18 protein-coding genes are annotated in these 23,497 nt (G+C 67.3%); 6 read left to right on the top strand and 12 right to left on the bottom strand.

Annotated elements, in window-relative coordinates; translation table 11 throughout:
* Nucleotide 1: 1 nt before the first annotated feature.
* The 3 genes from DZC73_RS08645 to DZC73_RS08635 all read right to left on the bottom strand — a co-directional run bounded on the left by DZC73_RS08645 (nt 2) and on the right by DZC73_RS08635 (nt 3,740).
* The gene (locus DZC73_RS08645; protein ID WP_124539829.1) at nt 2-2,077 is read right to left on the bottom strand and encodes a PAS domain S-box protein; all 2,076 of its coding nucleotides are present in this window, start codon (nt 2,075-2,077) and stop codon (nt 2-4) included.
* Between the two features lie 7 nt (nt 2,078-2,084).
* Nucleotides 2,085-2,819 (bottom strand): winged helix-turn-helix domain-containing protein, encoded by a 735-nt coding sequence (locus DZC73_RS08640; RefSeq protein WP_124539828.1) that lies wholly within the window; start codon nt 2,817-2,819, stop codon nt 2,085-2,087.
* A 93-nt stretch (nt 2,820-2,912) separates the two neighbouring features.
* Entirely contained in the window at nt 2,913-3,740 is an 828-nt protein-coding gene (locus DZC73_RS08635; protein WP_124539827.1) for a universal stress protein, read from the bottom strand.
* A gap of 114 nt (nt 3,741-3,854) precedes the next feature.
* Between DZC73_RS08635 and DZC73_RS29650 the strand changes: the two genes are divergently transcribed.
* From DZC73_RS29650 to DZC73_RS08610, 5 genes are all read left to right on the top strand, one after another.
* Nucleotides 3,855-4,310 (top strand): universal stress protein, encoded by a 456-nt coding sequence (locus tag DZC73_RS29650; RefSeq protein WP_161974507.1) that lies wholly within the window; start codon nt 3,855-3,857, stop codon nt 4,308-4,310.
* A gap of 120 nt (nt 4,311-4,430) precedes the next feature.
* Nucleotides 4,431-5,759 carry an alpha/beta hydrolase gene (locus DZC73_RS08625; RefSeq protein WP_124539826.1) on the top strand — a complete coding sequence of 443 codons (1,329 nt, stop codon included), beginning with the start codon at nt 4,431-4,433 and terminating at the stop codon, nt 5,757-5,759.
* 161 nt (nt 5,760-5,920) lie between these two features.
* A complete protein-coding gene (locus tag DZC73_RS08620) occupies nt 5,921-9,121 on the top strand; it encodes an AAA family ATPase (RefSeq protein WP_124539825.1) in 3,201 nt (1,066 codons plus the stop codon).
* Nucleotides 9,121-12,369: an AAA family ATPase gene (locus tag DZC73_RS08615; RefSeq protein ID WP_124539824.1), complete on the top strand. Its 3,249-nt coding sequence runs from the start codon at nt 9,121-9,123 to the stop codon at nt 12,367-12,369. Before DZC73_RS08620 ends, DZC73_RS08615 begins: the two co-directional genes overlap by 1 nt.
* A 9-nt stretch (nt 12,370-12,378) precedes the next feature.
* A complete protein-coding gene (locus DZC73_RS08610; RefSeq protein WP_124539823.1) occupies nt 12,379-14,652 on the top strand; it encodes an AAA family ATPase in 2,274 nt (757 codons plus the stop codon).
* On the opposite strand, the gene DZC73_RS08605 is transcribed toward DZC73_RS08610, so the two are convergent.
* From DZC73_RS08605 to DZC73_RS08585, 5 genes are all read right to left on the bottom strand, one after another.
* A complete protein-coding gene (locus tag DZC73_RS08605) occupies nt 14,653-15,405 on the bottom strand; it encodes a DUF4386 family protein (RefSeq protein ID WP_161974506.1) in 753 nt (250 codons plus the stop codon). It abuts the gene before it with no gap.
* Between the two features lie 75 nt (nt 15,406-15,480).
* Nucleotides 15,481-16,461: an alpha/beta hydrolase gene (locus tag DZC73_RS08600; protein ID WP_124539821.1), complete on the bottom strand. Its 981-nt coding sequence runs from the start codon at nt 16,459-16,461 to the stop codon at nt 15,481-15,483.
* A 59-nt stretch (nt 16,462-16,520) separates the two neighbouring features.
* Entirely contained in the window at nt 16,521-17,303 is a 783-nt protein-coding gene (locus DZC73_RS08595; protein WP_124539820.1) for a 3-hydroxybutyrate dehydrogenase, read from the bottom strand.
* Between the two features lie 37 nt (nt 17,304-17,340).
* Nucleotides 17,341-18,078, bottom strand: a complete 738-nt coding sequence (locus DZC73_RS08590; RefSeq protein ID WP_124539819.1) for an acetoacetate decarboxylase — start codon at nt 18,076-18,078, stop codon at nt 17,341-17,343.
* Nucleotides 18,075-19,250, bottom strand: coding sequence for a DUF3734 domain-containing protein (locus DZC73_RS08585; RefSeq protein WP_124539818.1), 1,176 nt, complete (start codon nt 19,248-19,250; stop codon nt 18,075-18,077). Before DZC73_RS08585 ends, DZC73_RS08590 begins: the two co-directional genes overlap by 4 nt.
* Before the next feature lie 218 nt (nt 19,251-19,468).
* Between DZC73_RS08585 and DZC73_RS08580 the strand changes: the two genes are divergently transcribed.
* On the top strand, nt 19,469-20,107 hold the full coding sequence (locus tag DZC73_RS08580; RefSeq protein WP_124539817.1) for a DUF938 domain-containing protein: 639 nt from the start codon (nt 19,469-19,471) through the stop codon (nt 20,105-20,107).
* A 31-nt stretch (nt 20,108-20,138) separates the two neighbouring features.
* On the opposite strand, the gene DZC73_RS08575 is transcribed toward DZC73_RS08580, so the two are convergent.
* The 4 genes from DZC73_RS08575 to DZC73_RS08560 all read right to left on the bottom strand — a co-directional run bounded on the left by DZC73_RS08575 (nt 20,139) and on the right by DZC73_RS08560 (nt 23,419).
* A complete protein-coding gene (locus tag DZC73_RS08575) occupies nt 20,139-20,627 on the bottom strand; it encodes a hypothetical protein (protein ID WP_124539816.1) in 489 nt (162 codons plus the stop codon).
* Nucleotides 20,628-20,774: 147 nt separating this feature from the next.
* Entirely contained in the window at nt 20,775-21,392 is a 618-nt protein-coding gene (locus tag DZC73_RS08570; protein WP_124539815.1) for a YdeI/OmpD-associated family protein, read from the bottom strand.
* A gap of 46 nt (nt 21,393-21,438) precedes the next feature.
* Nucleotides 21,439-22,125, bottom strand: coding sequence for a response regulator transcription factor (locus DZC73_RS08565; RefSeq protein ID WP_124539814.1), 687 nt, complete (start codon nt 22,123-22,125; stop codon nt 21,439-21,441).
* 4 nt (nt 22,126-22,129) lie between these two features.
* A complete protein-coding gene (locus DZC73_RS08560) occupies nt 22,130-23,419 on the bottom strand; it encodes a hybrid sensor histidine kinase/response regulator (RefSeq protein WP_124539813.1) in 1,290 nt (429 codons plus the stop codon).
* Nucleotides 23,420-23,497 lie beyond the last annotated feature (78 nt).

Below are 23,497 nucleotides of genomic sequence, written 5' to 3'. Positions count from 1 at the left end.
ATCAGGCCGCCGTCACCTTCGCGATCGCCTGGGCCAGCTCGGCGCGCGTGTAGGGCTTCCTCAGAAGTTCCCAGCTCGGCGGCGACTCGCGGTCGGCATCGAGCAACTCGGCGGAGAAGCCCGACATCAGCAGCACCGCCATCTGCGGAAAGCGCTGCTGCGCCTGCGCGGCCAGTTGCGTGCCGCGCATGCCGGGGCCCAGGGCGATGTCGGTCAGCAGCAGGTCGAACCTCGCCTCGGGTCCGAGGACCAGCAGCGCCTGTTCCGCGCTGGCTGCGGCCGTCACGTCGCACTGCATGCCGGCGAGGAAGGTGTGCACCACCTTGCGCACTTCGGCGTCGTCTTCCACCAGCAGCACCTTCAGGCCGGGGCGCACGGTGCGGTCCGCATCGTCATCGTCGTCCGATGCATCCGCGCTGTCCCAGGGCCGCGGAATGACCATCGTGATGGTCGTACCCGCGCCCGGCGTGCTGTCGATGGCGATGGCGCCGCGCGACTGCTTCACAAAGCCGTAGACCGTGCTCAACCCCAGGCCCGTGCCGCGGCCCGCTTCCTTGGTGGTGAAGAAGGGCTCGAACGCGCGCTCCTTCACTTCCTCCGGCATGCCGGTGCCGCTGTCGCTGATGGCGATGGCCACGTAGGCCTCGTCGGCGGCGCTCGGGTCGTCCAGCTCGTTGCGCATGTCCGCCGGCAGGGTGGCGCGCACGCGGCCCTGGAACCGCAGCCGCCCGCCGCCGGGCATGGCGTCGCGGGCGTTGATGGCGATGTTCAGCAGGGCCGACTCCAGCTGGCCCGGGTCGGCCAGCACGGCCAGCGGCTCTTCGGGCACATCCACCTCGATTTGGATGCGCTGGTCCAGCGTGCGCCGGAGCATGTCGGCCAGTGACTGCAGCATGGCCTTCACGTCCACCGGCGCAGGCTGCAGCACCTGCCGGCGCGAGAAGGCCAGCAGCTTGCCGGTGAGTTCGGCCGCGCGGCGCGTGGCGCGCATGGCAGCCGCCACGAGTTGCTGGCCGTAGGCATCCGCCCCCAGGGCAGGCAACTCTTCCATCACCTGCAGGTTGCCCTGGATGACGGTGAGCAGGTTGTTGAAGTCGTGGGCGATGCCGCCCGTGAGCTGGCCGACGCTCTCCAGCCGCTGTGCATGCTGCAGCGCCTCTTCGGTTTGCGCACGTTGCAGGCTGGTGCCCAGCAGGTTGGCCACCGATTCGAGGAAGCGCAGCTCGTCGTCGCCGAAGCGCTGCGCGGTGGTGGAGCGCACGGCCAGTGCACCGATGGCGCGGCCACGTTCGGTCAAGGGCACGGCCAGTGCACTCACCAGGCCCGACTCGACGTAGGCTGGTGGAATGCCGTAGCGCGATTCGCTGGCGTAGTCCGTGACCACCACCGGCTTGTTCTGCGCGACGACGAAGCCCGGCGGCGTGTCCGGCCGGTTGGGAATCTGCGTGCCGATGCCTTCGCCGGGCACCAGGCCCACGCCGCTGGCAACGCGAAAGTTCTGGCGGTCGCCGTCGAGAAGGAAGACGACGGCGAGCTCCACCTCCAGCGCCTGGGCCGCGATGGCCGGTGCATGGTCCAGCACCACCTGCGGGTCGCGGGCATCCACGGCCAGGCGGCCCAGCTGTGCCAGGTGCTCGCTGTAGCGCGCACGCTTGAGCGCCTGCTTGACGCGTGGATAGGCGCCGATGTCGCGGATGGCCGCGAGCACGAAGGGCAGGCCGTGGTTCTGCAAGGGGCTGAGGGCGATCTCGACCATCACCTCGGTGCCGTCGCGCCGCTTGGCCACCAGTTCCATCTGCGTGCCCATGGGCCGCGAGCGCGGTGCGCGGCTGTAGGCTTCGCGGTAGGCGGCGTGGCGCGGGCGGATGCTGTCGGGCACCAGGTCTTCAACGCTGAGGCCGCTGAGCTCCTCCTGGGCATAGCCCAGCAGCTTGGCGGCCGTGGGGTTGGCCAGCCGGATGGTGCCGGCCTGGTCCACCAGCAGCAACGCATCGGGCGACGCGGCGAACAGCGCGCGAAATACGGTGCTCTCGTCGAGGTCCGACGGCAGCGGTGGTGGTGCGGGCGGCGTGGTCATTGCCGCTTCAGCCGGCCGTGACCGGCGGCAGGAAGATGTAGCCCGCTCCGCGCACGGACTTGATGACCTGCGGATTGTCCGCGTCGTCGTCCAGCTTCTTGCGCAGCCGGCCCACCTGCACGTCGATCGTGCGGTCGAAGGGGCCGGCCTCGCGGCCCCGCGTCTGCTCCAGCAGGAAGTCGCGCGACAGCACGCGGCCGGGGTGGCGGACGAAGGCGTGCAGCAGGTCGTATTCGCCGCTGGTGAGCGGCACGTCAGCGCCTTGGGGATTGGCGAGATTGCGGCTGCCGGTGTCCAGCGTCCAGCCCGAGAAGGTCAGGCGCGTCGACTCGGCCGCGGGGGCTGACGGCGTCGCCGCGGCAGGCGCGGACGCCGGGGCCATCCGACGCATCACCGCCTTGATGCGCGCCAGCAGCTCGCGCAGGTCGAAGGGCTTGGTGACGTAGTCGTCGGCACCGACCTCCAGGCCCACGACCTTGTCGACCGCATCGCCGCGGCCGGTGACGATCACCAGCCCGCATTGCCAGTGTTCGCGCAGCTGCCGGGCGATCGCAAAGCCGTCCTCGCCGGGCAGGCCCAGGTCCAGCAGTACCAGCGCCGGCGTGTCGGCGGCCATGAGCTGCATCAGCGAGGGGCCTGAATGGAGCTGGCTCACCCGGAAGCCGTGGCTTTGCAGGTAGCCGGCGAGCAGCTGGGTGATGTCGGTTTCGTCGTCGAGAACGGCAATGTGCTGAGGAGTCATCGCACGTGTGCGGGGCAGGGTGTGGGTTTGCCCGAGAGGTTAGCAGCTTCGAGGAGCTGCCGCCGCACCATTCCCTGGCGGCAGGCGGGAAGGTCAGTGCGACATGAGCAATGGGACTTTGGCGTGTGACAAGGCGGTGCGCGTGGCACCTCCCACGATGCGCTCCGTCCAGCGCGAGTGGCCATAGGTGCCCATCACGACCAGCTCGGAGTGCAGCCGCGCCGCCGCGGCGAGGATCTCCGCGCCGATCGCGTGTGTGGCCTCGGCAACGCGTGCCTGTGTCTTCACGCCGCGCCGCGCCAGCCAGGCCGCCACGCCTTCCAGCCGGTGGCGGATGGCCGCCTCGCCCGGCTCGCCGCTGCGGCGCCAGATGCGCAGCGCCACCTCGTCGGCCGCCTGCAGCCAGGGCATGGCGTCGGCCACCGCACGGGCGCAGCCGGCGCTGTCGTCCCAGGCAATGAGGATGCGCCGGGCGCTGCCCTCGGGTGGGCAGTCGCGTGGCACCACCAGCGTGGGGCGGGCGTTGTGCATCAGCACCCGTTCCACGAAGTGCCGCTCATCGCGCAGGTGCCGGGCCTGGCTGATGACGGTGAGGTCGGCGGTATGGGCGTGGTGCAACAGTGCCTGTGCCGAATCGCCTTCGACAGCCTCGGCGTCAAAGGAGGCGACGTGCTGGGAGCGACACAGTGTCTGGAACCGGTCGATGCTGTGCGCGGCACGAATCGCAGCAGCGTCGCGTGCGGTCGCCGCGTCGTGCACCGCGCGCGAGGCGGCGAAGGGGCCGTCCAGTTCCAGCGTGCCCACGGTGGCCAGGCCCACCACGTGGGCATCCAGCCGCGCGGCCAAGCGTGCGGCCAGGGCGACGCGTGCATCGCAATGCGGGTCGTGGTCAAGGTGGACCAGCAGGCTCAGGCATCCCATGAAGGCACGATATCCACCGGGACGGCCGGCGCCTTGATCTCGCGCAAGCCTTGGCGTGGCAAGGGGTTCCACACTGGCTGCGGACGACCATTCGTTCTTGCCGGAGCCTCCACCATGTATTCCAGGATTCTCGTGCCCATCGACGGCAGCCCGACCTCGCAACGCGGCCTGGATGAGGCCATCGCGCTCGCCTCGCGCCTGGGGTCGAGCCTGCGGATTCTTTTCGTGGTCGATGCGCGCCTGCTCATCGGCACTGCCTCGGTCTACATGCCGCCCGACCAGTTGCTGGATGACTGGCGCAAGGATGGCGAGCGCCTGGTGGCCGATGCGCACGACCGCGCACGTGCCAAGGGCGTCGCCTCCGACACGGCGGTGCGGTGCGACCCGCGCTGCCGTGTGTGCGATCTCATCGTCAACGAGGCGCAGGACTGCGATGCCGGCCTCGTGGTCATGGGCACGCATGGCCGCCGCGGCCTCAAGCGCGTGGCCATGGGCAGCGATGCGGAACTGGTCGTGCGCGAATGCCCGGTGCCGGTGCTGCTGGTGAGGGACCCGGCGCCGGAGCAGTGAGGCTCAACGCATCCACTGACCCACGAAGCCAGAAACCTGACTGCCGAAGATTGGAAACACGCCGGCAATAAACCGCTCCCAGCATGGGCCTCCCTACTACATCACCACAAGGAGGCTTTCATGATCCACCCATTGCGTGGGCGGGGGCGCGTTTCGCGTGTCCTGGCCGCGGCTGCCGCCGCTGCGGGTTTTGCGGCGTCGCCGGCCTGGGCCGATGCACCGTGCACGACCGTCACCAAGCCGTTCTCCCAATACTTCTCTCCGGCACCAGGGAAATATGACGCCCTCGTGCGTGCGGCCAACCTGTGCTACGCCGATGGCACGCACTGGCGGGAGTACAACTATCTGGCGAAGAAGGATGACGACTACTTCCAGGCCTTCGAGTTCTACCGCAACAAGGACTGGAATCCTGGCCAGAAGGTGCCGCTGATCATCTGGTCGCATCCGACCGGGCCGTCGCAGGTGCTGATGCGCGACAGCTGCGCGGCCGATGCAAGCTGCCCCTATGCCAACAGGCTGCTGCAGCCCGCCATCCAGAGCGGCTACGCGCTCATGTCCATCCAGTTCCGCCATCCTCGCGCCAGCCAGACCTCGACCGGCGTCCAACTCGACATCCCGAACACCGACATTGCCAACGCCGTGCAGTGGGTGCGTGCGCATGCCGACGACATGGGCGTGGACAAGGACAACATCTTCCTGGCCGGGCAGTCGCGCGGCACGCTGGCGCTGTTGACGGCGTTCATGAATGACCTGGGCAACCCGACCGCCCCCGACTGGCATTCACAGTCGTCGCGGGTGAATGCCGTCTTCGCGGTCCAGGCGCAGACCACGTACGAACACGATGAACTTCGCGACCTGTTCATCGAGCCGACGACGACCACGCCGATCCCGCCCGACTACCCGCCTGTCTTCGACTACCACGCCTACCTGGATGGCGCCGACCCGCATTTCGTCAATCCGGGCAGCGCCCTGCATGAGCTGGACCTGAACGATCCTCCGTTCTGGCTTCGCTACGAGCGTCAGCCCATCTACGAGGCTGACAACGCGACCATCAAGCTCCTTGGCAGCCGCGTGGCGGACCCAGGCCAGGACGTGATGAAGGACGGTATTTGCTACGAGAAGAACTTCGTGAAGCGCTATCCGCAGATGGACGGCACGGGCTGCCTGGACGTGCACAACCCCGACTTCGGCGTGGCCTTGATGAACAGCTTCATTGCGCTCAATCCGAAGGATGTCCAGAAGAAGAAGGTCAAGGTCCAGTACGGGTACTACACCGGCCTGACGAAGGACCTGGACTTCGTGTCCGATCACTTCTTCGACAACTACACCTGCTTCTTCATCCCGAACACCACCGCAGCGGGCGAGGCCTTGCGGCAGCAGGCGATGGTGCCCGGCAAGGCCATCAACTGCGGCATCGCGGACATGGCCTGGCCGCCGGCGAAACCTTAAGGCGCAGGTTTGATCCGGCAAGGGCCGCCCTGGTGGGCGGCCTTTTTCTTGCGGCCCTGAAACTCGCGCCACAATCGCGAAAAACGGGAGCAGCAGGGGACATGACCAGCCCACTCATCGATTCAAGCCAGGGAGCGCGCGTCCTCGCGTAGCCCCGGCCCATGGCATCCACCCACGACGCCTCGCTGGCGTTCTTCGAACTCACGACCGGCTCGGGCGAGACGGTCGTCACGCCCATCGCCTGCCCGGAGATGGCATGGATCGGCACGAATGCGCGCGGCATGGCGCGCAAGATGTCGAAGGCCGTGCAGGAGCACCTCATCAACGAGGGGCGCTACCTCGATGCCGTGCGGCTGACGGCGCCGTGGCCGCTGGAGCGGCATGAGATCGAGGTCGATCTTCCGGCGGGGCCCGATCCGCTGGCGCAGCCAGCGCGGCGCGTGCGGCATGTGGCTTTCCTCTCGCCGGCGGAGAGCGCGCCGCGCTGCATCGGCGTGGTGCCGGCTGTCGGTGTCGTGGCGCTGGCCGAGCCCGAGCGCCTGAAGGAGGCGGTGGCCGAGGCGATCGTGCTGGAGCATCGCCGATCAGGCCGGCAGGCCGATGTCCGCAAGCAGGTGGCGGCCCAGTGGTTCGAGCAGGTCGAGCTTCATGAGGTGCCGCTGGAACTGGAGTTCCACGGCGCCGAAGCCCTGCGCCAGTTGCAGGAGCAGCGCGCCGAGCCCTTGCTGCGGCAGATCGGCGAGGAGATGAATCCTGGCCGCCGTCCGGCCATCGGGCTGGGCGAGACGGTCACTGCCCTGGCCCGCGCGGTGGAAGGCCGCTTTGCGCGCAGCGTGCTCGTCGTGGGCGCGGAAGGCACCGGCAAGACGGCGCTCATTCACCAGTACGTTCGCGAGCTGCGCCGCCGCGGCAGGCCGCTGCCCTGGGAGACGACGGCGGCGCGGTTGATCCAGGGCCTGACCCGCGACGGCGGCTGGCAGCATGCGCTGGCGGTGCTGTGGGGCGAGCTGGTCAAGCGCGACATGATGCTGTACGTGGGCCACCTGGCCGAGCTGTTCGAGGTCGGGCAGTACCAGGGCAATGCAGTGAGCCTGGGCGAGGCCTTGCGCGAACCGCTGGCACGTGGCCGGCTCATGCTGCTGGCCGAGGCCACGCCGGAAGAGTTGTCGCGCATCGAGCTGCGCAGCCCCGGCTTCGGCGCCTTGTTCCAGCTGGTGCGCATGCCCGAGCTGGCCGAGGCGCAGCAAGAACGCGTGATCGTCGATGCGGTGGCTGCGCTCGCATCGGAGCAGGGCGTCGAGGTGCCGTCTTCCGCGGTGGCCGAGGTCGTCGCGCTGCAGCGGCGCTTCTCGCCGTACTCCGGCTTCCCTGGCAAGAGCATCCGCTTCTTCGAGGAACTGGTGCTGCATGTGCGAGGCCGCGTGAACGCCCTGGGGCGCGATGAGGCCATCGATGCCTTCTGCGCCGAGACCGGCATGCCGCGCCGCATGCTGGACCCGCGCTTGCCGCTGCACCTGCCAGACGTGGACGCCTTCTTCCGCCGACGCCTGTTCGGCCAGGCCGACGCTCTGGACGTGGTGGTGGGCCTGTTGGCCGCCACGAAGACGGGCATGGCGCGCACGGGCAAGCCCATCGCTTCGATGCTGCTCATCGGCCCCACCGGCGTGGGCAAGACCGAGACGGCCAAGGCGCTGGCGGAATTCATGTTCGGTGACCCGCGGCGCATGGTGCGCTTCGACATGAGCGAATACGCCGACCCGGCCGCCGTGCTGCGCCTGCTGGGCGACCTGGGCCAGGAGGAGGGCGTGCTCATCGGCGCCGTGCGGCGCCAGCCCTTCTCGGTGGTGCTCTTCGACGAACTGGAGAAGGCGCATCCCAGCTTCTTCGACCTGCTGCTGCAGGTGCTGGGCGAAGGGCGGCTCACGAGTGGTGGTGGCTTGACCGCGAACTTCTGCGGCACCTTTGTCGTGATGACGTCGAACCTCGGCGCGCAGGCAATGCAGCGCGCGCCCATCGGCATGGTGGCCGGACGCGACGACCCGCGGCGCCACTTCGAGCACGCGGTGCAGGAGGCCTTCCGCCCGGAGCTGTACAACCGCATCGACCACATCGTGCCCTTCGCTGCGCTCACTGCGGTGGAGCGCGCGCCGATCTTCGAGCGCGAGATGGCCCTCATGCGCCAGCGCGATGGCCTGCTGGAGCGCAACGCGCAGCTCGATGTGACGCCGGAGGTGGCGCCATGCCTGGCCCGGCTTCCGGGCGACCCGCGCTACGGCGCGCGCGACGTGCAGCGGGTGATGCGCCGCCAGCTCGTGCTGCCGCTGGCCCATGCGCTCGCGCCGCATGCGCACGTGGCGCCTCTGGCGGTGCGGGTGGACGCAGAGGGCGGGGCGGCCATCACCATCAAGGCGACGCCGCGGCAGCAGGCCGTCGACACTGCACCGCTGCTGGCGGCCGATGTCCTGGCCGATGCGAGGCGCCATTGGCAGAAGGTCACCGAGGGGCCCTTGTTCGTGAACCTGGTGAACCAGCTCTTCAGGCTGGACAAGGAGCGCCTGCGCCACGAGAAGAAGCGCCGCAGGAACCCGGCCATGCCGCACTGGGACGTGACCGAACAGGCCCAGCGCATGCGTGATCTCGCCACGGTGCAGGCCGAGTCGAAGACGCTCTTCGGCGAGGTCATCGAACTGGAAGGGCAGGCGCTGCTGGTGCTGGCGGGCGAGAGCGCCGATGTTCCCGACGTGGCCGCGTGGCGCTCTCGCTTCCTGGCCTTCATGCAGCGGGCCTTCCATGTGATGCGGCCTGACAGTGGCGTGTGCACCGTCGGCGTGTATGCATCGCCGCGCCTGATCGGCATGCTGCGCGACGAATGGTGTGAAGTGGCTCGGCGAGCCGGATTCACCGTCAGGACCCAGGTGGTCCGCATGGGCGACGATCCGCCGAAGAAGGCCGTGGAGGAAGGCGAGCCGCCGCCCAGTGCCTACCTCAAGTTCCCCTGGCCCCAGGTTGACGGACGGCAAAGTCCCATCGTCGGTTTCGAGATCGAGATGCGCGGAGCTGCGGTGTATGACTACTTCCGGCTTGAGAGCGGCATGTGGCGCCTTTTCGATGAAGAGCGCAAGCTGGATGCGTGGGTGGCGGTGCGCGGCGTCGAGCTCGGCAGCTTCCGCACGCCTGACAACGTGCATCGGCAGCACTTCTTCGACAGCATGGCCGTGCACCGCCAGGTCAAGCACAGCCAGCTCACCGACCCGCATGCCGACTGGCACTGTCCTTTCCCGGACACGGTCGCCTGGAAGCAGCGGCTCGACCGGCAGTTCGAGGCACTGATGAGCCGCATGCTGCTCGGGGAGGACGTGTGATGGAAGCCAGCGTGTTGCGCATTCCCGTCTTCGTGGCTCACCGCAAGGACACCGGCTACCGCCTGCGCTGCCTGTTCCTGCCGCACATCGACGCGACGGCCACGCGCTATGAGGCCGCGCTGGGTGCGTTGCGACGGACGGTGGTCCGCTACTTCCAGGGCACGAAGATCGACCGCTCCACGCTGGACGAGCGGCTGTGGCTGGGCTTCGGCCACGAGCTGCGCTTCGAGCTGGCGCCGCTGGCCTTCGACAGCGGCCGTCGCTGGGTCGAGGGCTTGTTCGCCACGGCGCACTTCACGGTCGCCGATCGGCGCTATGCCTGCCTGCCGCAGCTGGACGGCATCGTTGCCGACCTGGGCGAGAGCCACCTGGACAAGGCCGAGCGCGACGAGCGGCTCATGGCCGCCATCCAGCACTACTTCCGCGAGCAGCGCAAGGAACAGGGCGAGTCCTTCGATCCGAACCGCTACCTCGCCGCGGCCAATGACGAACTGGGCGAGCTGGAGCTGTCCATGCACCTGGCGCCCGAGGGCTTCCCCTTCGAAAGCGGGGCGGGCTTGTTCGCTGCATTGCGCGATGACGACGTGGGGGACGGGGCGCAGGAGATGGTCCGCGTGGCGGTGGACCTCAACGACCAGTACCCGCATGGCCTGTCCGAAGCGATGCTGCGCGAAGACCTGGTGCAGGAAGTCCGGCAGTCCATCTACAGGGCCGATGCCGGCGCCATCGTCCTGGTCGGGCCGCGTGGTGCGGGCAAGACGGCACTGGTGCATGCGGCCTTGCGCCGCTACATCGACCTGAGGCCCGGCCACGACCGCAGCAAGCTGCAGAAGATCTGGCAGCTGGACCCGCTGCGCGTCATCTCCGGCATGAGCGTCATCGGCCAGTGGCAACGCCGGATGGCCGTGGTGCTGGACCACCTGCAGTCGCGCCTGCGCCAGACCTGGGCCATCGGCGAGCCCGATCACCTGTACTGCGACAACCTCGTCGCGCTGACCTCGGTGGGCAAGAGTTCGCAGAACACGCTGACCCTGGCGGACGTGCTGCGGCCGCTGCTGGAAAAGCGTGCCTTCACCATGATCGGCGAGGCCACGCCCGAAGCCTGGCAGAAGGTGCAGCAGCGCGATCGCCGCTTCGCCGACCTGTTCCGCGTGATCCGCGTCGATGCACCACCGCGTGCAACCGCCGTGCGCGTCATCGGATGGCGTCGTGCCGAACTGGAGCAGCAGCACGGCTGCACCATCGAGTCCGCCGCCATGGCCGAGCTGCTGAAGCTGGACCGCCGCTTCGCCTCCGACGAGGTGCTGCCCGGCTCCGCCCTGCGCGTGCTTGACCGGCTGGCGCTTCGGCATGCGAAGCAGACGATCGGCCGCAACGAAGTGATGGCGGCCTACATCGCGGCCTTCCATTTCCGCGAGAAGCTGTTCTCACGCCATGTCGGCCTGGCGCCAGCCGACGCGGCAGCGCACTTCGACGCGCGGCTGATCGGGCAGGACGATGCGCGTGCACGGCTGGTGGACGTGGTGGCGTTGGTGAAGTCCGGCCTCGCCGCGCCCGGCAAGCCCTTGTCGTCGATGCTGTTCATCGGCCCCACCGGCGTGGGCAAGAGCGAGGCAGCCAAGCTGCTGGCGGACTACCTGTTCGAAGACGAAGGTGGGCTCGTGCGCTTCGACATGAACGAGTACGTGGACGCCGGCGCCCCCGACCGCCTCATCGGCGACGCGGTGCGCACCGAGGGCCAGCTCACCTCGGCCGTGCGGCAGCGGCGCGCCTGCGTGCTGCTGCTCGATGAGATCGAGAAGGCGCATCCGGCCGTGCACGACCTGCTGCTGCAGTTGCTGGGCGAAGGGCGCCTGACGGACGCGCTGGGTCGCACGACGGACTTTTCGCAGTGCGTGGTCATCCTCACGTCCAACCTGGGTGCTGCCGCCGCGCATCGCCGCACGGGTTTCACGCATCAGGCAGCCGACGTCACCCACACCTACCGCGAGGCGGTGGAGCGTTTCTTCCGGCCGGAGTTTCTCAACCGCATCGACCAGGTGGTGACCTTCACCTCGCTCGGGGCGGAGCACATCGCGTCCATCGCGCGGCTGCAACTTGAACGCGTGCTGGCGCGCGATGGGTTCGTGCGGCGGCTGACCTTCCTCAACGTGTCGGCGCGGGCGCTCGACCATCTGGCCGAGCTCGGCCATGATGAAGCCATGGGCGCACGGGCGCTCAAGCGCGGCATCGAGCGCGCACTGACGGCGCCGATCGCGCAGCGGCTGGCGTCCTCGCCGGCCGGGCAGCCGATGCTGCTCGATGTGTCGTTCGAGCAAGGCGTGCTTCGCACCGAGGCCACCTTGCTGAGCTACGCCCCCAAGTGCAGCGTCGCGCTGCCGGAGGATTCCTCGGCGGCGCAGGGATACCGGGCGCTGCTTGCCGATGCGCAGTCGCTGCGCGATGCCTTGCGCGCCATGCTCGATGGCACCGGCGATGAACCGGTGGCCCTGGCGCTGCGGGCGCTGCAGGTCCGGCTCGATCCCTTGCGCGAAGTGCTGGAGCGCCGCTGCTGGGACCTTGCGGAACGCCGCGGCAGTTCGGTGCGGGCGTTCAAGCCGAATCTGCATCGTGCAAGGGAGTGGCGCGAGTGGGGACGCCAGCCGACGGACATGCTCAATGCGTGGAGCGACATGCACGAGTTCTTTGAACAGATGCATGCGGCCTCGGAACCCGTGCGCGGCACCGACACCGAACTGGTGCGCTGGCAGTTCGAGCTGAGCCTGCTGTGGCGTCGCACGCGCAGCCTGGAACGGCGTGGCATCGAGAAGGTCGGCGTCGAGATCGTTGCGCTCCAATCGGGCTCCGGTGGCGCGCTGGTCGAGACCGCATGGCGCGACTACGACGCGTTGCTGTCGCAGCTCGACGTGAGCGAACTGCCGTCACCCCGGCCCGGCATGCGTTGCTTTGAAGGTGCAGGGCTGAGCGATGCCCTCTGCGGTGAATGCGGCATCCATCTCTGGCATGCCGGCGACGGTCGGCCCATTCCGCTGGCGGTGCGCATCGTGCCGCTGGAAAACGGCGTCAGCGCGCAGGTGCCGCTGCCCACGCAGATCATCCGCATCCGCCTCGAACCGGCCCGAGCGGGCGACCACCGCCGGCTCAGCGACCTGCGGTCCGGTCGCGTGCGCAGGTTCGTCGACCCCTTGACCGAAGACGACTGGCGCCTGCTGCTGTGGGATGCCGCGGCTTTGCGTACTTCCGCCTGAGATACCCACATGCCGTCGCTTTCCTACCCCATGGTCTGCTGGCAGCTCGACGACGATTCCGTCTTCGGCATGCTGCTGGGTACCGACTACCAGGCTGTCGAGCGCAGCGCCAAGCGCCTGAAGACCACGCTGGCCGACACCATGCAGCGCGACCGCGAGCGGGGCTCCTACGTGCCCGACCCGGACATCGAGGACGCGCGCATCCGCCATGCGAGCGTGCAGGTCAGCCTGGCACACCAGACCACCAAGGGCAGCTTTCCGATGCCCTCGCCCACGACCTTCTCAGTTGCAGCGGTCTACGGCGTCAAGGAGGCCGAGGGGTATTGGAAATGCTACCTGCCGTACCTCGACGAAAGCTTCTTCTACTACGACGAGGCGCAGCTTCCGGTGCTGATCCAGCACTACACCCGTGACCGGCTGGATGGTCTGTCGCCGGAAGATGCCCAGCGCTACGTCGCGCGTGGCGCTGCGTGGCTGGAGACGGTGGAGTCGCGCCGCGACGACCGCGTCGTCGACAAGCAGCAACTGCCGCGCCATGTGCGCGAGGCACAGTCGCAGCTTGCGGTGGTGACCGACCGCATGCCCGACACGGGAACGCGCCGCGGCCAGCATGTGTTCCCGGAGGTGGCATGGGAGCAGGGCGTCCTGGTCGATGACCTCGCCGAACGCCTGATGCGCGGCGGCAACCTGCTGCTGGTGGGCGAGCCCGGCGTTGGCAAGAGCGTGGCGATCCTCGAGGCCATCCGCAAAGCCCATCGGTTGTCCGCCGCTTCCGACATGCCGCCCACCTTCTGGCGCAGCACCGCCGACCGCGTGATCGGCCGGGCGAAGTACCTGGGCGAATGGCAGGCCTTGTGCGACCAGGCCGTCATCTGGCTGGAGTTGTCGCGTGGCGTGCTGTGGGTCACCGACTTCGTCAACCTGTTGCAGATCGGCGGCGACAGTGCCGAGGATTCAATGGCCGCCTACCTCCTGCCCGCGCTGAAGGCCGGGCGGCTGCGCCTGATCGGCGAGGCCACGCCCAGCGAACTGGAGATCGCCCGGCAGAAACTGCCCGGCTTCGTGGACTGCTTCGAGCCGGTCCGCATGGGGGAGATGGACAGCCAGCGTGCGCGGCGTGTGCTGGACCTGTTCGGGGCCTACGCACGGGGCTCGCTGTCGGTGGAGATCGAACGTGCGGCGCTGGACACGAGCTACCGGTTGCTGAACCGGTTCATGCGCTATGAACGCTTTCCCGGCAAGGCGGTGCGCTTTCTCGGCGAGTGCGTGCGGTCGGCCATGGCTCAGGAGAAGCAGACCGTCACCGAACAGGATGCCATCACCCAGTTCGCACGCACCACGGGCCTGCCCGAGCGCTTCCTGCGCGATGACCAGCCGCTGGACGATGCGCAGGTGCAGGCGTTCTTCGCTCAGCAACTCTTCGGACAGGACGCGGCCATCCGCCAGCTCAAGGAGGTGGTCTACCTGTTCAAGGCCGGCCTGAACGACCCGGCCAAGCCGATGGCCACGCTGCTCTTCGCCGGCCCGACCGGCGTGGGCAAGACGGCTGCGGCCAAGGCGCTGTCACGCTACTTCTACGGCGCCGGCAGCGGGACGGACCCGCTGTTTCGCGTGGACATGAGCGAGTTCCAGCATGCCTTCCAGATCGGACGGCTGATCGGCACCGGCGCGAAGCCGGGCAAGCTCATCGAGCACGTGAGGCAGCGGCCCTTCTCGGTGGTGCTGCTGGATGAGATCGAGAAGGCCGATGCATCGGTGTTCGACCTGCTGCTGGCGGTGCTCGATGAAGGCCGGCTGCGCGACAGCCGCGGACGCATCACCGACTTCCGAAGCAGCCTGGTCGTGATGACCACCAACCTGGGCGTGCGGCACGGCGGATCGCTCGGCTTTGCGCAAGGCGTGGGCGCGGACGATGTGACGCACGAGATCCGCCAGTTCTTCCGGCCCGAGTTCTTCAACCGCATCGACCGCGTGGTGCAGTTCAGTGCCTTGTCCCGCGATGCGATTGAATCGATCGCGCGGCAGGAGCTGGCGGCCATCGAGAAGCGCGAAGGGCTGCTGCGCCGAGGCATCCGGCTGCGCTTCGCGCCGGAGGTGATCGACTTCGTCACCAGCGTGGGTTTCAGCCCGAAGTACGGGGCGCGTCCGCTGCAACGCGCGGTGGAGCAGCATGTGGTGGGGGCCATCGCCAAGGCGCTGTTCGAGCCGGTGGAGGACGGTGCGTGCCTGGAGGTGGCAATGGCGGGCGAGGTGGTGCAGGTCCGGCGTGCGTCGCCCGGCTGATCAGCCGCGGCCGCCTCGCCAGGCCCACACCCCGGCCACCAGCAGCCAAAGATTGGTCGCACTCGCGCCCACCGCCACGTTCACGCCGAAGGGCACACCGAAGGCCGGTGCCGCCATGCCCACCAGCAGCAGTGCGACAGCGATGCCCGACAGTGCCAGCAGCACCGGTGCGCCGCGTTGCACCAGCGCGCCGATGCACAGCGTGCCCAGCGAGAGCGCCATGAACAGGCTCACGCCGAGAAGCTCGCCGATGCCTGCGCCGTAGCGCGTGAGTGCATCGAACACGGTGCCGATGACCGCACGCGAGGACGGATCGGCCGAGGCGTGCGCAGCGGCCAGCGCGGGCATGACCGTGACCCAGCGCGCGATGCCGATGGCGCGGGCCAGCGTGGACAAGGCGGCGAAGGCCACCACCATCGCGGCCAGCGGCCTGGCGAGGTCGCCCAGCATGCGCGAGGCCAGCGCGAGCATGGCCGGCATGATGAGCAGCGAGTACAGCAGGTAGGCGCCGTAGCCCGCCTGCACCGCGCCGGCATGGGCTTGCACGGCGGCCAGTTGCTGCGCAGCAGGTGCGGCCAGCGAGGCGGGCCAGCCGATGCTGGACCCCAGCACCACCACCGGCACCAGCGAGAGCAGGGCGGTGGCCAGCAGCAAGGTGCCACGCAGCGGGTCGCGTGCCCGGGAGGTGGACGCGTTGTTGCGGCCCGGAAGAGTCGAGGCCGCGTCGGGGGTCAGTGCAGGTGCGGTGTTCATGGGCGCCAGTGTCCTGGCGCCCCCCGGTGAGCGGAACGTCTGCCGGCGCATGAGAGGTATGCGCCGATGAATGGCTCAGTGCGCCGGCTGCTGCTGCAGGGCCTGCACCTGCTGGACGATGGCCTGGAGCGCTGAGGGATCCAGCGTGAGGGGAATGTGGCCGAGGCCGGGCAGCAGCACCACCGGCCACTGCTGGCCTGCACCGCGAACGATGCCTTCCAGCTTGTCGGTGAAGAACGCCTCGTCCGCGCTGCCGGCGATGATGGCGCAGGGGCGCTGGACGTGGCGGATGTTCGCTTCGTAGTCGAACTCGGGGCGGAAGTTCATCACCAGGTTGTAGTCGTACTCGGGCGTCAGCATCGCGCGTGCTTTTTCGTTCAGGGCGAAGCGCGTGATCGTGAGGTCGTTCAGCGCGTGGATGCCGATCTTGTTCAGCACGACCAACGCAAAGGCGCGCGCAATGCCCACGGAGGCCCAGCCGCCACCGCCGGGCCGCAGGTTGGGCGCCTTCTGGCTGAGGAAGGGCGACAGCAGCAGGTAGCTGCCGAAGAGCGACTGCTGCGGACCGCCTGCGATGCGAAGCACGAAGCCTCCGCCCGCGGAAAAACCGACCAGCGTGGAAGGCTGTGGTGGCTGGACCGCCCTGGCGAACGCGGCGAGGTCGCTGTCGAGCTGCCCGATGTGGTCGATGTGTCCCTTGGTGCCGGATTGGCCATGGCCGCGCATGTCCAGCGCGAACACCGTGTAGCCGGCCGCAGCAAGCGCGCGGGCCATCGGGTGCATGCTGTTGCTGTTGGCCGATGAGCCATGGATCAGCGTCACGCTGCCCGCGGGCTTGGCTGTGGCGGCAGGCAGGTACTTGCGATAGGCGAGCGAGGCGCCGTCATCGGCCTTGAAGGTGGAGACGGGAGGCAGGTCGGAGAAGTCCACCGACTTGAATGGGTCGTTGATGCTGGCCATGGGCGCCGGCGTGGACGGCCCGCCGAAGGCAATGAGCAGGGCGAGCGTGACGACGAGGAGGCCGAACGCGAGGAGGATGAAGCGGATCGTGCGCATGGAGGGATTCATTCAACCAGCAAATGGGAGTCGAGGAGTCAGCGGCTGGAGTGCACTGCTCACTGCATGAACCACCCATGGCTCACGACCAGCGATTGCCCGGTCAGCGCATTCGAGCCGAATCCGGCAAAAAGGAGTGCGACCTCGGCCACATCCTGCACGGTGGTGAATTCGCCGTCCACGGTCTCTTTCAGCATCACCTTCTTGACGACATCGTCCTCGCTGATGCCCAGTGCCTGGGCCTGCTCGGGAATCTGCTTTTCCACCAGCGGCGTGCGGACGAAACCCGGGCAGATCACGTTGGCACGGATGCCGTGTTGCCCGCCTTCCTTGGCAACCGTCTTGCACAGACCGATCAGCCCGTGCTTGGCGGTCACGTAGGCTGACTTCAGCACCGACGCTTCCTTGGAATGCACCGAACCCATGTAGATGATGCTGCCGCCCTTGCCGGAAGACTTCATGTGCGGCATGCAAGCCTTGGTGGTCAGAAAAGCGCCGTCAAGGTGAATGGCGAGCATCTTCTTCCAGTCCGCGAACGGGAACTCCTCCACGGGATGCACGATCTGGATGCCTGCGTTGCTCACCAGCACATCCACGCCGCCGAACGCCGCCACCACCTGCGCCACCGCAGCGTTGACCTGGTCCTCGCTGGTCACGTCCATCGCGACGGCCATGGCCTTGCCGCCGCTTTGATTGATCCCCTCGGCGACCGCCTTCGCCGCGTCCTGGCTCAGGTCAGCAATGACGACCTTGCCGCCTTCTCGGGCGAAGGTGAGGGCGATTTCCTTTCCGATGCCGCTGGCAGCGCCAGTGACGATGCAGACTTTGTCCAGAAGTTTCATGCTGAGTTCCAGGGTTGCGGCGCGACGCGATGGGGCGTCATGCCAGGTAGTCGTGTACCACGCTTCCCATGCCAAGCGTCATGTCCGTGAGGATGTGAACGCCGGAAACGATCTCCAGGACAGGAAGCATGGCCACAGGGGCCAAGGCGTGATGGGCGAGCTCGAGCGCAGCAGGGCCAGTCCATGCCCCCTTGATCGTCACATCTTCGAGGAAGTAGCGCACGAGTTCGCAGATGCGCGCACTGCCGTCCACATGGGGAATGATCTTGAGCAGGTAGTTGGGCAAGAGCATCGACGCCAACACGGGATTCGGATCGAGCATCCGGTGCTTGAATCCCATGGTGGCGGTCGCCACTCTCACGGACCCGTAGTCGAGCGTGCCAAGCAAGGTGTCCTTCTCCACCGTCATCGACGGTGCGGCCAGCTTCTTCGGAAACCCCCACAGTTCTCGGCCGCCCGCGATGGGCGCTTCATCGTTGAGGTACATCGAGTGGACGTAGCCGCCGGCGCGACCTTCAAACTCCACGGGGATCACCTGGCCGGACTCGGTGTAGTCACCGAATCCCGTGGAGTCCGGCATGCGGATGAACTCGTATTTGACGATGGGCTCGGTGAACTGGAGCGGCTCGGGAACGACCTCGCGCAGCGCGTCCGGGTCCGTTCTGTAGGTGATGACCAGGAACTCGCGATCCACGAATCGATACGGCCCGGGTGGAAAAGCCGGGTTGGTCAGGGGCATCGCGAATGCGCGTCGCTTGACGTCGTCGATCTTCATCGGGCGGCTCCACTGGGTGGCGCAGTGTCGGAGGTGAGATCAAACACATGGACCCCGGTGCTGTCGTGTTTGTGTTGGGTCCATCGCGGATCGTGCAAGGTGTGGGTCATGTCAGCACGTCCAGCGTCCCAGTGGTCCTGCATCGACTGGCGAGAGAACTCGTAGTCCTTCGACTGGCTTTCGTAGTGCTTGCTGCGGTAGATCAGGTGGATCACGTCCACCGCGACGTCGCAATGCAGGTGTGACAGCGCTCGGGCATCGGGGTCGTCGGCCATGTCTGGGGGAAGTTTGGCAATGAGTCGCTTGGCGGCTTGGGCGAGGACTTGCCAGTCCAGTTCGTTGCGAGTGTTCAGCCGTGTGCGACTGGAAAAACGGATGTCCTTCTCGCGCTCGGTCACTTCTGCAAGCGTGGTGGGAAATTCCCCCCTGGCTGAAAACAAGTCCACCTGAAACACGACGCGGCGTCGTTTGCCCGGTTCGTCCAGCACGTACTGCAAGGGTGTGTTGGACACCAGGCCACCGTCCCAGTAGAACTCTCCGTCGATCTCCACCGGCGCGAATCCTGGTGGCAGCGCGCCGCTGGCCATGACGTGACGCACATCGATGCGCTGCTTGGCGGAATCGAAGTACTCGAAATTTCCGCTGCGAACATTGACCGCTCCAAGCGACAGGCGGACCGTGCCCGAGTTGATCCGGTCGAAGTCCACGAGGCGTTCGAGCGTCTGTTTGAGCGGGGCCGTGTCGTAGTAGCTGATGGCCTCCAGGGTGCCGCGAGGCTGCATGGGCGCGGGTGGGAAGCGCGGCGAGAAAAATCCCGGCACGCCCAGCATCAAGGTCTGGGTCGCGCTCGCGTCGTTCAGGGCCTCGCGCACCGCCGCGCTGGAAGGCAGCGGAAACGACGAACTCACCAGTTCCCAGAACTCGCGCAGGCGAGCGACGCGCTGGTGCGGCGGGCTGCCGGCGATCAGGGCGGCATTGATGGACCCGATCGAAATGCCGGCCAGCCATGTCGGCTCGCGATAGACCTTGGACAAGGCCTCGAACACGCCCGCCTGATAGGCCCCCAGCGCTCCGCCACCTTGCAGCACGAGGATGCAGTCCTCGTCAAGACGGTGCTTGGATGCGTGGCGGACTGGACGCGTTGCGCTGGATGACGAATCGGCGGCCTGCATGGGAGATGTTGAATCCGACCGTTGTGAGGATGCGAACGAGGATACGCGCGGCAACACCCAAACGTGAGTGGAGGTCTTGATGCCCGTGCATCCCGATGGTCATTGATGCTTACCGGGGCCTGACTGGAATGGTCGTCTTCGTTGGCCAGCTTGGCGGTCTCGTCGCCGCAAAGTTGCCGAGCCCTGCTCGAGACCGTGCATTTGCATACCATCGCTGCATGGACGCACGCGAGACCGCCCCCTCCCCCGAGCGCAACAAGCAGCCGATCCTCGAAGTGCTCTGGCGTGTATTGCCGCCGCGCGGCCTTGTGCTCGAGATCGGCAGCGGCACCGGGCAGCATGTGGTGCATTTCGCCAAGGCGTTGCCCGCCCTGACTTTCCAGCCCAGCGAGATGGACGTGGAGCGCCATGCTTCCATCGAGGCATGGACGCTCGCAGGCAACCTGTCGAACGTCAAGCCGCCCCTCGCCATCGACGTCACGAAGCGCCCCTGGTCCGTGTCCGCGGCCGACGCGGTCGTGTGCATCAACGTGATCCATATCTCCCCGTGGGAGGCCACGCTCGCGTTGATGGCGGGCGCCGGCATGATCCTGCCCACCGGCGGGGTGCTCGTGACCTATGGCCCGTACATGCGTGGCAGCGCGCATACGTCGCAAAGCAATGAAGCGTTCGACGCGAGCCTGCGCGCGAGGAACCCGCTCTGGGGTGTGCGCGACATCGACGAGGTGGCGGAAGTCGCGCGCACTGCAGGCCTTGTGCTGGAGGAGTCCATACCGATGCCGGCGAACAACTTCACGCTGGTCTGGCGGAAATCAAACGGCGCGTTCCGCGGCGCACAGGGCTCCTTGAGCACCTGAGCTGTCAGCCGCCGAACGGCGGTGTGGGCCATCAGTCTTCGTCCATGAACCACGCGCAGCCGACTTGCCGCGAGGTCAAGACGAGAATGCCGGAATCGAAGGTGTGCTCGGTTGCTGGACTCCAGCGTGGCCCCAAGTTCGCAGGTGAGCGAGCCTTGCCAAACTCGCCATTTGTGAAGTACCTGGCGTCCTTGCCGCCCCCCAGCGACTTCAAGAACGCGTCGGCCAGCGTCACCGCTTCGTCGGGCGGCACCAGGGGACTTCCGTACGCCATGTCCTTGACCAGAACTGCCACCAGCACGGACTCAGCTTCCTCTTCTGACACTTCGAAATAGATGTCGGGGGAGTCGAAAAGCCCAAACAACCGCTTCCGCGCCAGCTCCCTCAAATGCTGCACCTGCATGGTGGCCGCATGGAACGCATTCAATGCTGCGTCGAAAGAACTCGACGTCACTGAGCAGAAGCGAGACGCTGGGGCCTTGCTCCCGGCTACGGACAACAACGTGTCCGTCAGGTTCAAGGAATCCCCGCTCTGCGTACATGTCGACGAACCTCGTTCCTTTTGGGACATCCCTTCGAGACGAGTTCGTCACGACGAACCTGCCATCGGGAAGTGCACGCTGAACGAGCATTGTGAAGTGGTCGGCACGCGGTTCAATCGGAGCATTCATGTCTTGGCGCGGGGCTTGAAGATGTGGATGGTCTCGCCGCGCGCGAGCATCTCCACCAGCTGGGCGATGCGCCTGGCGCGCGTCTCGGCCTTCACGGCCGTCTGTATGCGCCACAGCACCGCGTAGCGATTGGCCGCGTTGATCGTTGCAAAGAAGGCCTTGGCCCTCGGCTCGGCTTCCAGCGCCGCCAACAGGTCCTCCGGCACCACGGAGGTGCGCGCTCCGTCGTAGGCCTTCGCCCAGCGTCCGTCGGCCTTGGCGGCCTCGATCTGCGCGTAGCCCGGCGCCTGCATGCGGCCCGCTTTGATGAGTGCCGCGACCTTGTCGACGTTGATCTTCGACCAGATGCTGCGCGCGCGCCGCGGTGTGAAGCGCTGGAGAAAGTGCTGGTCGTCGAGGCCCTTCTTCTGGCCGTCGATCCAGCCCCAACAGAGCGCGATCTCCACCGCCTCGGGGTAGGTGACGCTGGGTTCATCGGCACCCCGTTTGGCGATCTTGAGCCAGAGGCCGTCAGAGGTGGCGTGATTCTTCTTCAGCCAGGTCTCGAAAGCCTTGGCGCTCTTGAACAGGATGGGGGCGAAGTCGGGCTGGATGGCGGAGTTGGCGGCGGGCATCCCATGAGTGTGCCGCAAGGGATTCTCAAGCCGGTGGCCCACCGTCCTAGACCGCGATGAGCTTGCCCCGGAAGGTGTAGCCCACCTTCTGTTCCGAATGCAGCGGAACGGTGGATGTGGTGGCACGTTCGATGCGGCGGCGCAGCCGGTAGATGGCGGCATGCAGCAGGTTGTCGGCCTCGTTCTGAGGGTCGCGGCCCAGCCGTTGGCACAAGGTGGCCCGCGTCACGGTCGCACCATCGGCTGCCGCGAAGCATTCGACGACCGCGAGGTCGTTGTCGCTCAGGTCGATGCGTGCACCGTCGGGCGCCACCAGCTTGCGCGCCGCTCGCTCCAGCCGCCACTGCGCCGCCTGCGTGCGGCTGCCTTCGACCCGGCGCTGCACCGCTTCAATGGCCAGGCCCACCTGCTCGAAGCGCACAGGCTTCATGAGGTACATGTCCGCTCCGGCGCGCAGAACCGAGTCGAAGACGTCCGGCCCCACGCGGCCGGACACGACCACGATGCCAGCCGGCCCCTTGCGGCGGATGAGGCGCACGAGATCGACGCCGTCCACGCCCGGCAGCATCAGGTCCACCACGTAGAAGTCGTACTCCCAGGCCCCTGCGGAGGTGAGGAACTCGTCGCTGTCGGAGAACACGCGCACGCGCACGTCGTGCTGTTCGAGGTACTGGGCGAGGTATTCGGCGAATTCGCGGTCGTCGTCGATGACGGCGAGGGTCGATGGCAGCATTCGTCTAGACCTCGATGCCTTGTGGAATCGTCATGCGGGCGATGCTGCCGCGTGGCGGATTGGGAACGATCTCGATGCTGCCGCGGTGCAGCTCCACCACCTTGCGCACGATGTACAGGCCCAGCCCCGCACCGGCCTTCGCAAGCGCGTTGCGGCCGCGCGTGCCCTTGTCGAAGACGCGTGGCAGCAGGTCCGCGGCGATGCCTTCGCCACGGTCCGCGACCTCCAGCACGATGGCGGGCGGCTCCTCGCCATCGCGGATGCGCAACTGCACCGGCGAACCCGAGGGCGAATAGGCGAGGGCGTTGGACAGCAGGTTGGACAAGGCCAGCCGCATCAGCAGCGGCTGAACCTGCACCGTGCGCATCGCGGTGCGGGATTCGACGGTGATGCGGCTGCGGTCCTCGGCGGCCATGTCGTGCACCACCAGGCCGATGAGCGTGTCCAGGTCCGTGTCGGCGATGGGCTCGGTCCATCCCGAGGTGAGCATGGTGGCGGCCGCCAGCGCATTGTTGAGCGTGCCGATGACATGGTCGAGCACGTGCTCAGCGCGCAGCAGCGGACGGCGGATGTCGGCGTTGTGCTCGCCACCCAGGCCCGCGATGGCTGCGGACGCGCTCTGCAAGGCGGCCGATGCATTGTTCAGCGGCTGGCGCACCTCATGGGCGAGCAGCCGCAGCATGTCTTCCCGATCGGCCAGCATCTGGTCGCGCTCTTCCAGCAGCTTGCGCAAGCCGGCGGACTCGCCTTCGGCGCGTGCCCGGACGGCGCGTTCGATGGCCAGTTGTTCGAGCTCGATGTTGGAGCGTGCCAGCTCGGCATTCTTGGCCTCGAGCTGGCGGCGCAGCGCGCTGAGCGTCAGGTGGGTGTTGACGCGAGCGAGGACCTCCTCCTCGTTGACTGGCTTCGTGACGTAGTCGACACCCCCGGCAGCGAAAGCCGCCAGCTTGTCCGGGGTTTCGGTGGCGCTGGTCATGAAGATGACCGGGATGTCCTGCGTGGACGGGATGGTCTTGAGCTGGCGGCATGTGTCGAAGCCGTCGAGTCCGGGCATGTGCACATCCAGCAGCACGAGATCCGGGCGGACGTATCTGGCGCGTTCGAGCGCTTCGTCACCGCTCAATGCCACCACGACCCGAAGGCCATGGCGCTCCAGGCAGTCGATGACGACCCGCAGGTTGGCAGGTTGATCGTCCACCGTGAGGATCGTCCTCACCTCGGCATCAGGTTCAGCCCAGGGCTTCATGTGCGGCGACGACATGCCGGCCGGCGATGACACGAAATAATGATGCATCGATCATAACTGATTCCTCTTGCAAGGAAGCCGAGCCAGGCGCCCAGGGCGGGGCAGATCCCCAGACTGCTCGCTCCT

Source organism: Rhizobacter terrae, assembly GCF_003852895.1.
Lineage (GTDB): Bacteria > Pseudomonadota > Gammaproteobacteria > Burkholderiales > Burkholderiaceae_C > Albitalea > Albitalea terrae.
This window is presented reverse-complemented; position numbering and strand designations above follow the sequence as displayed.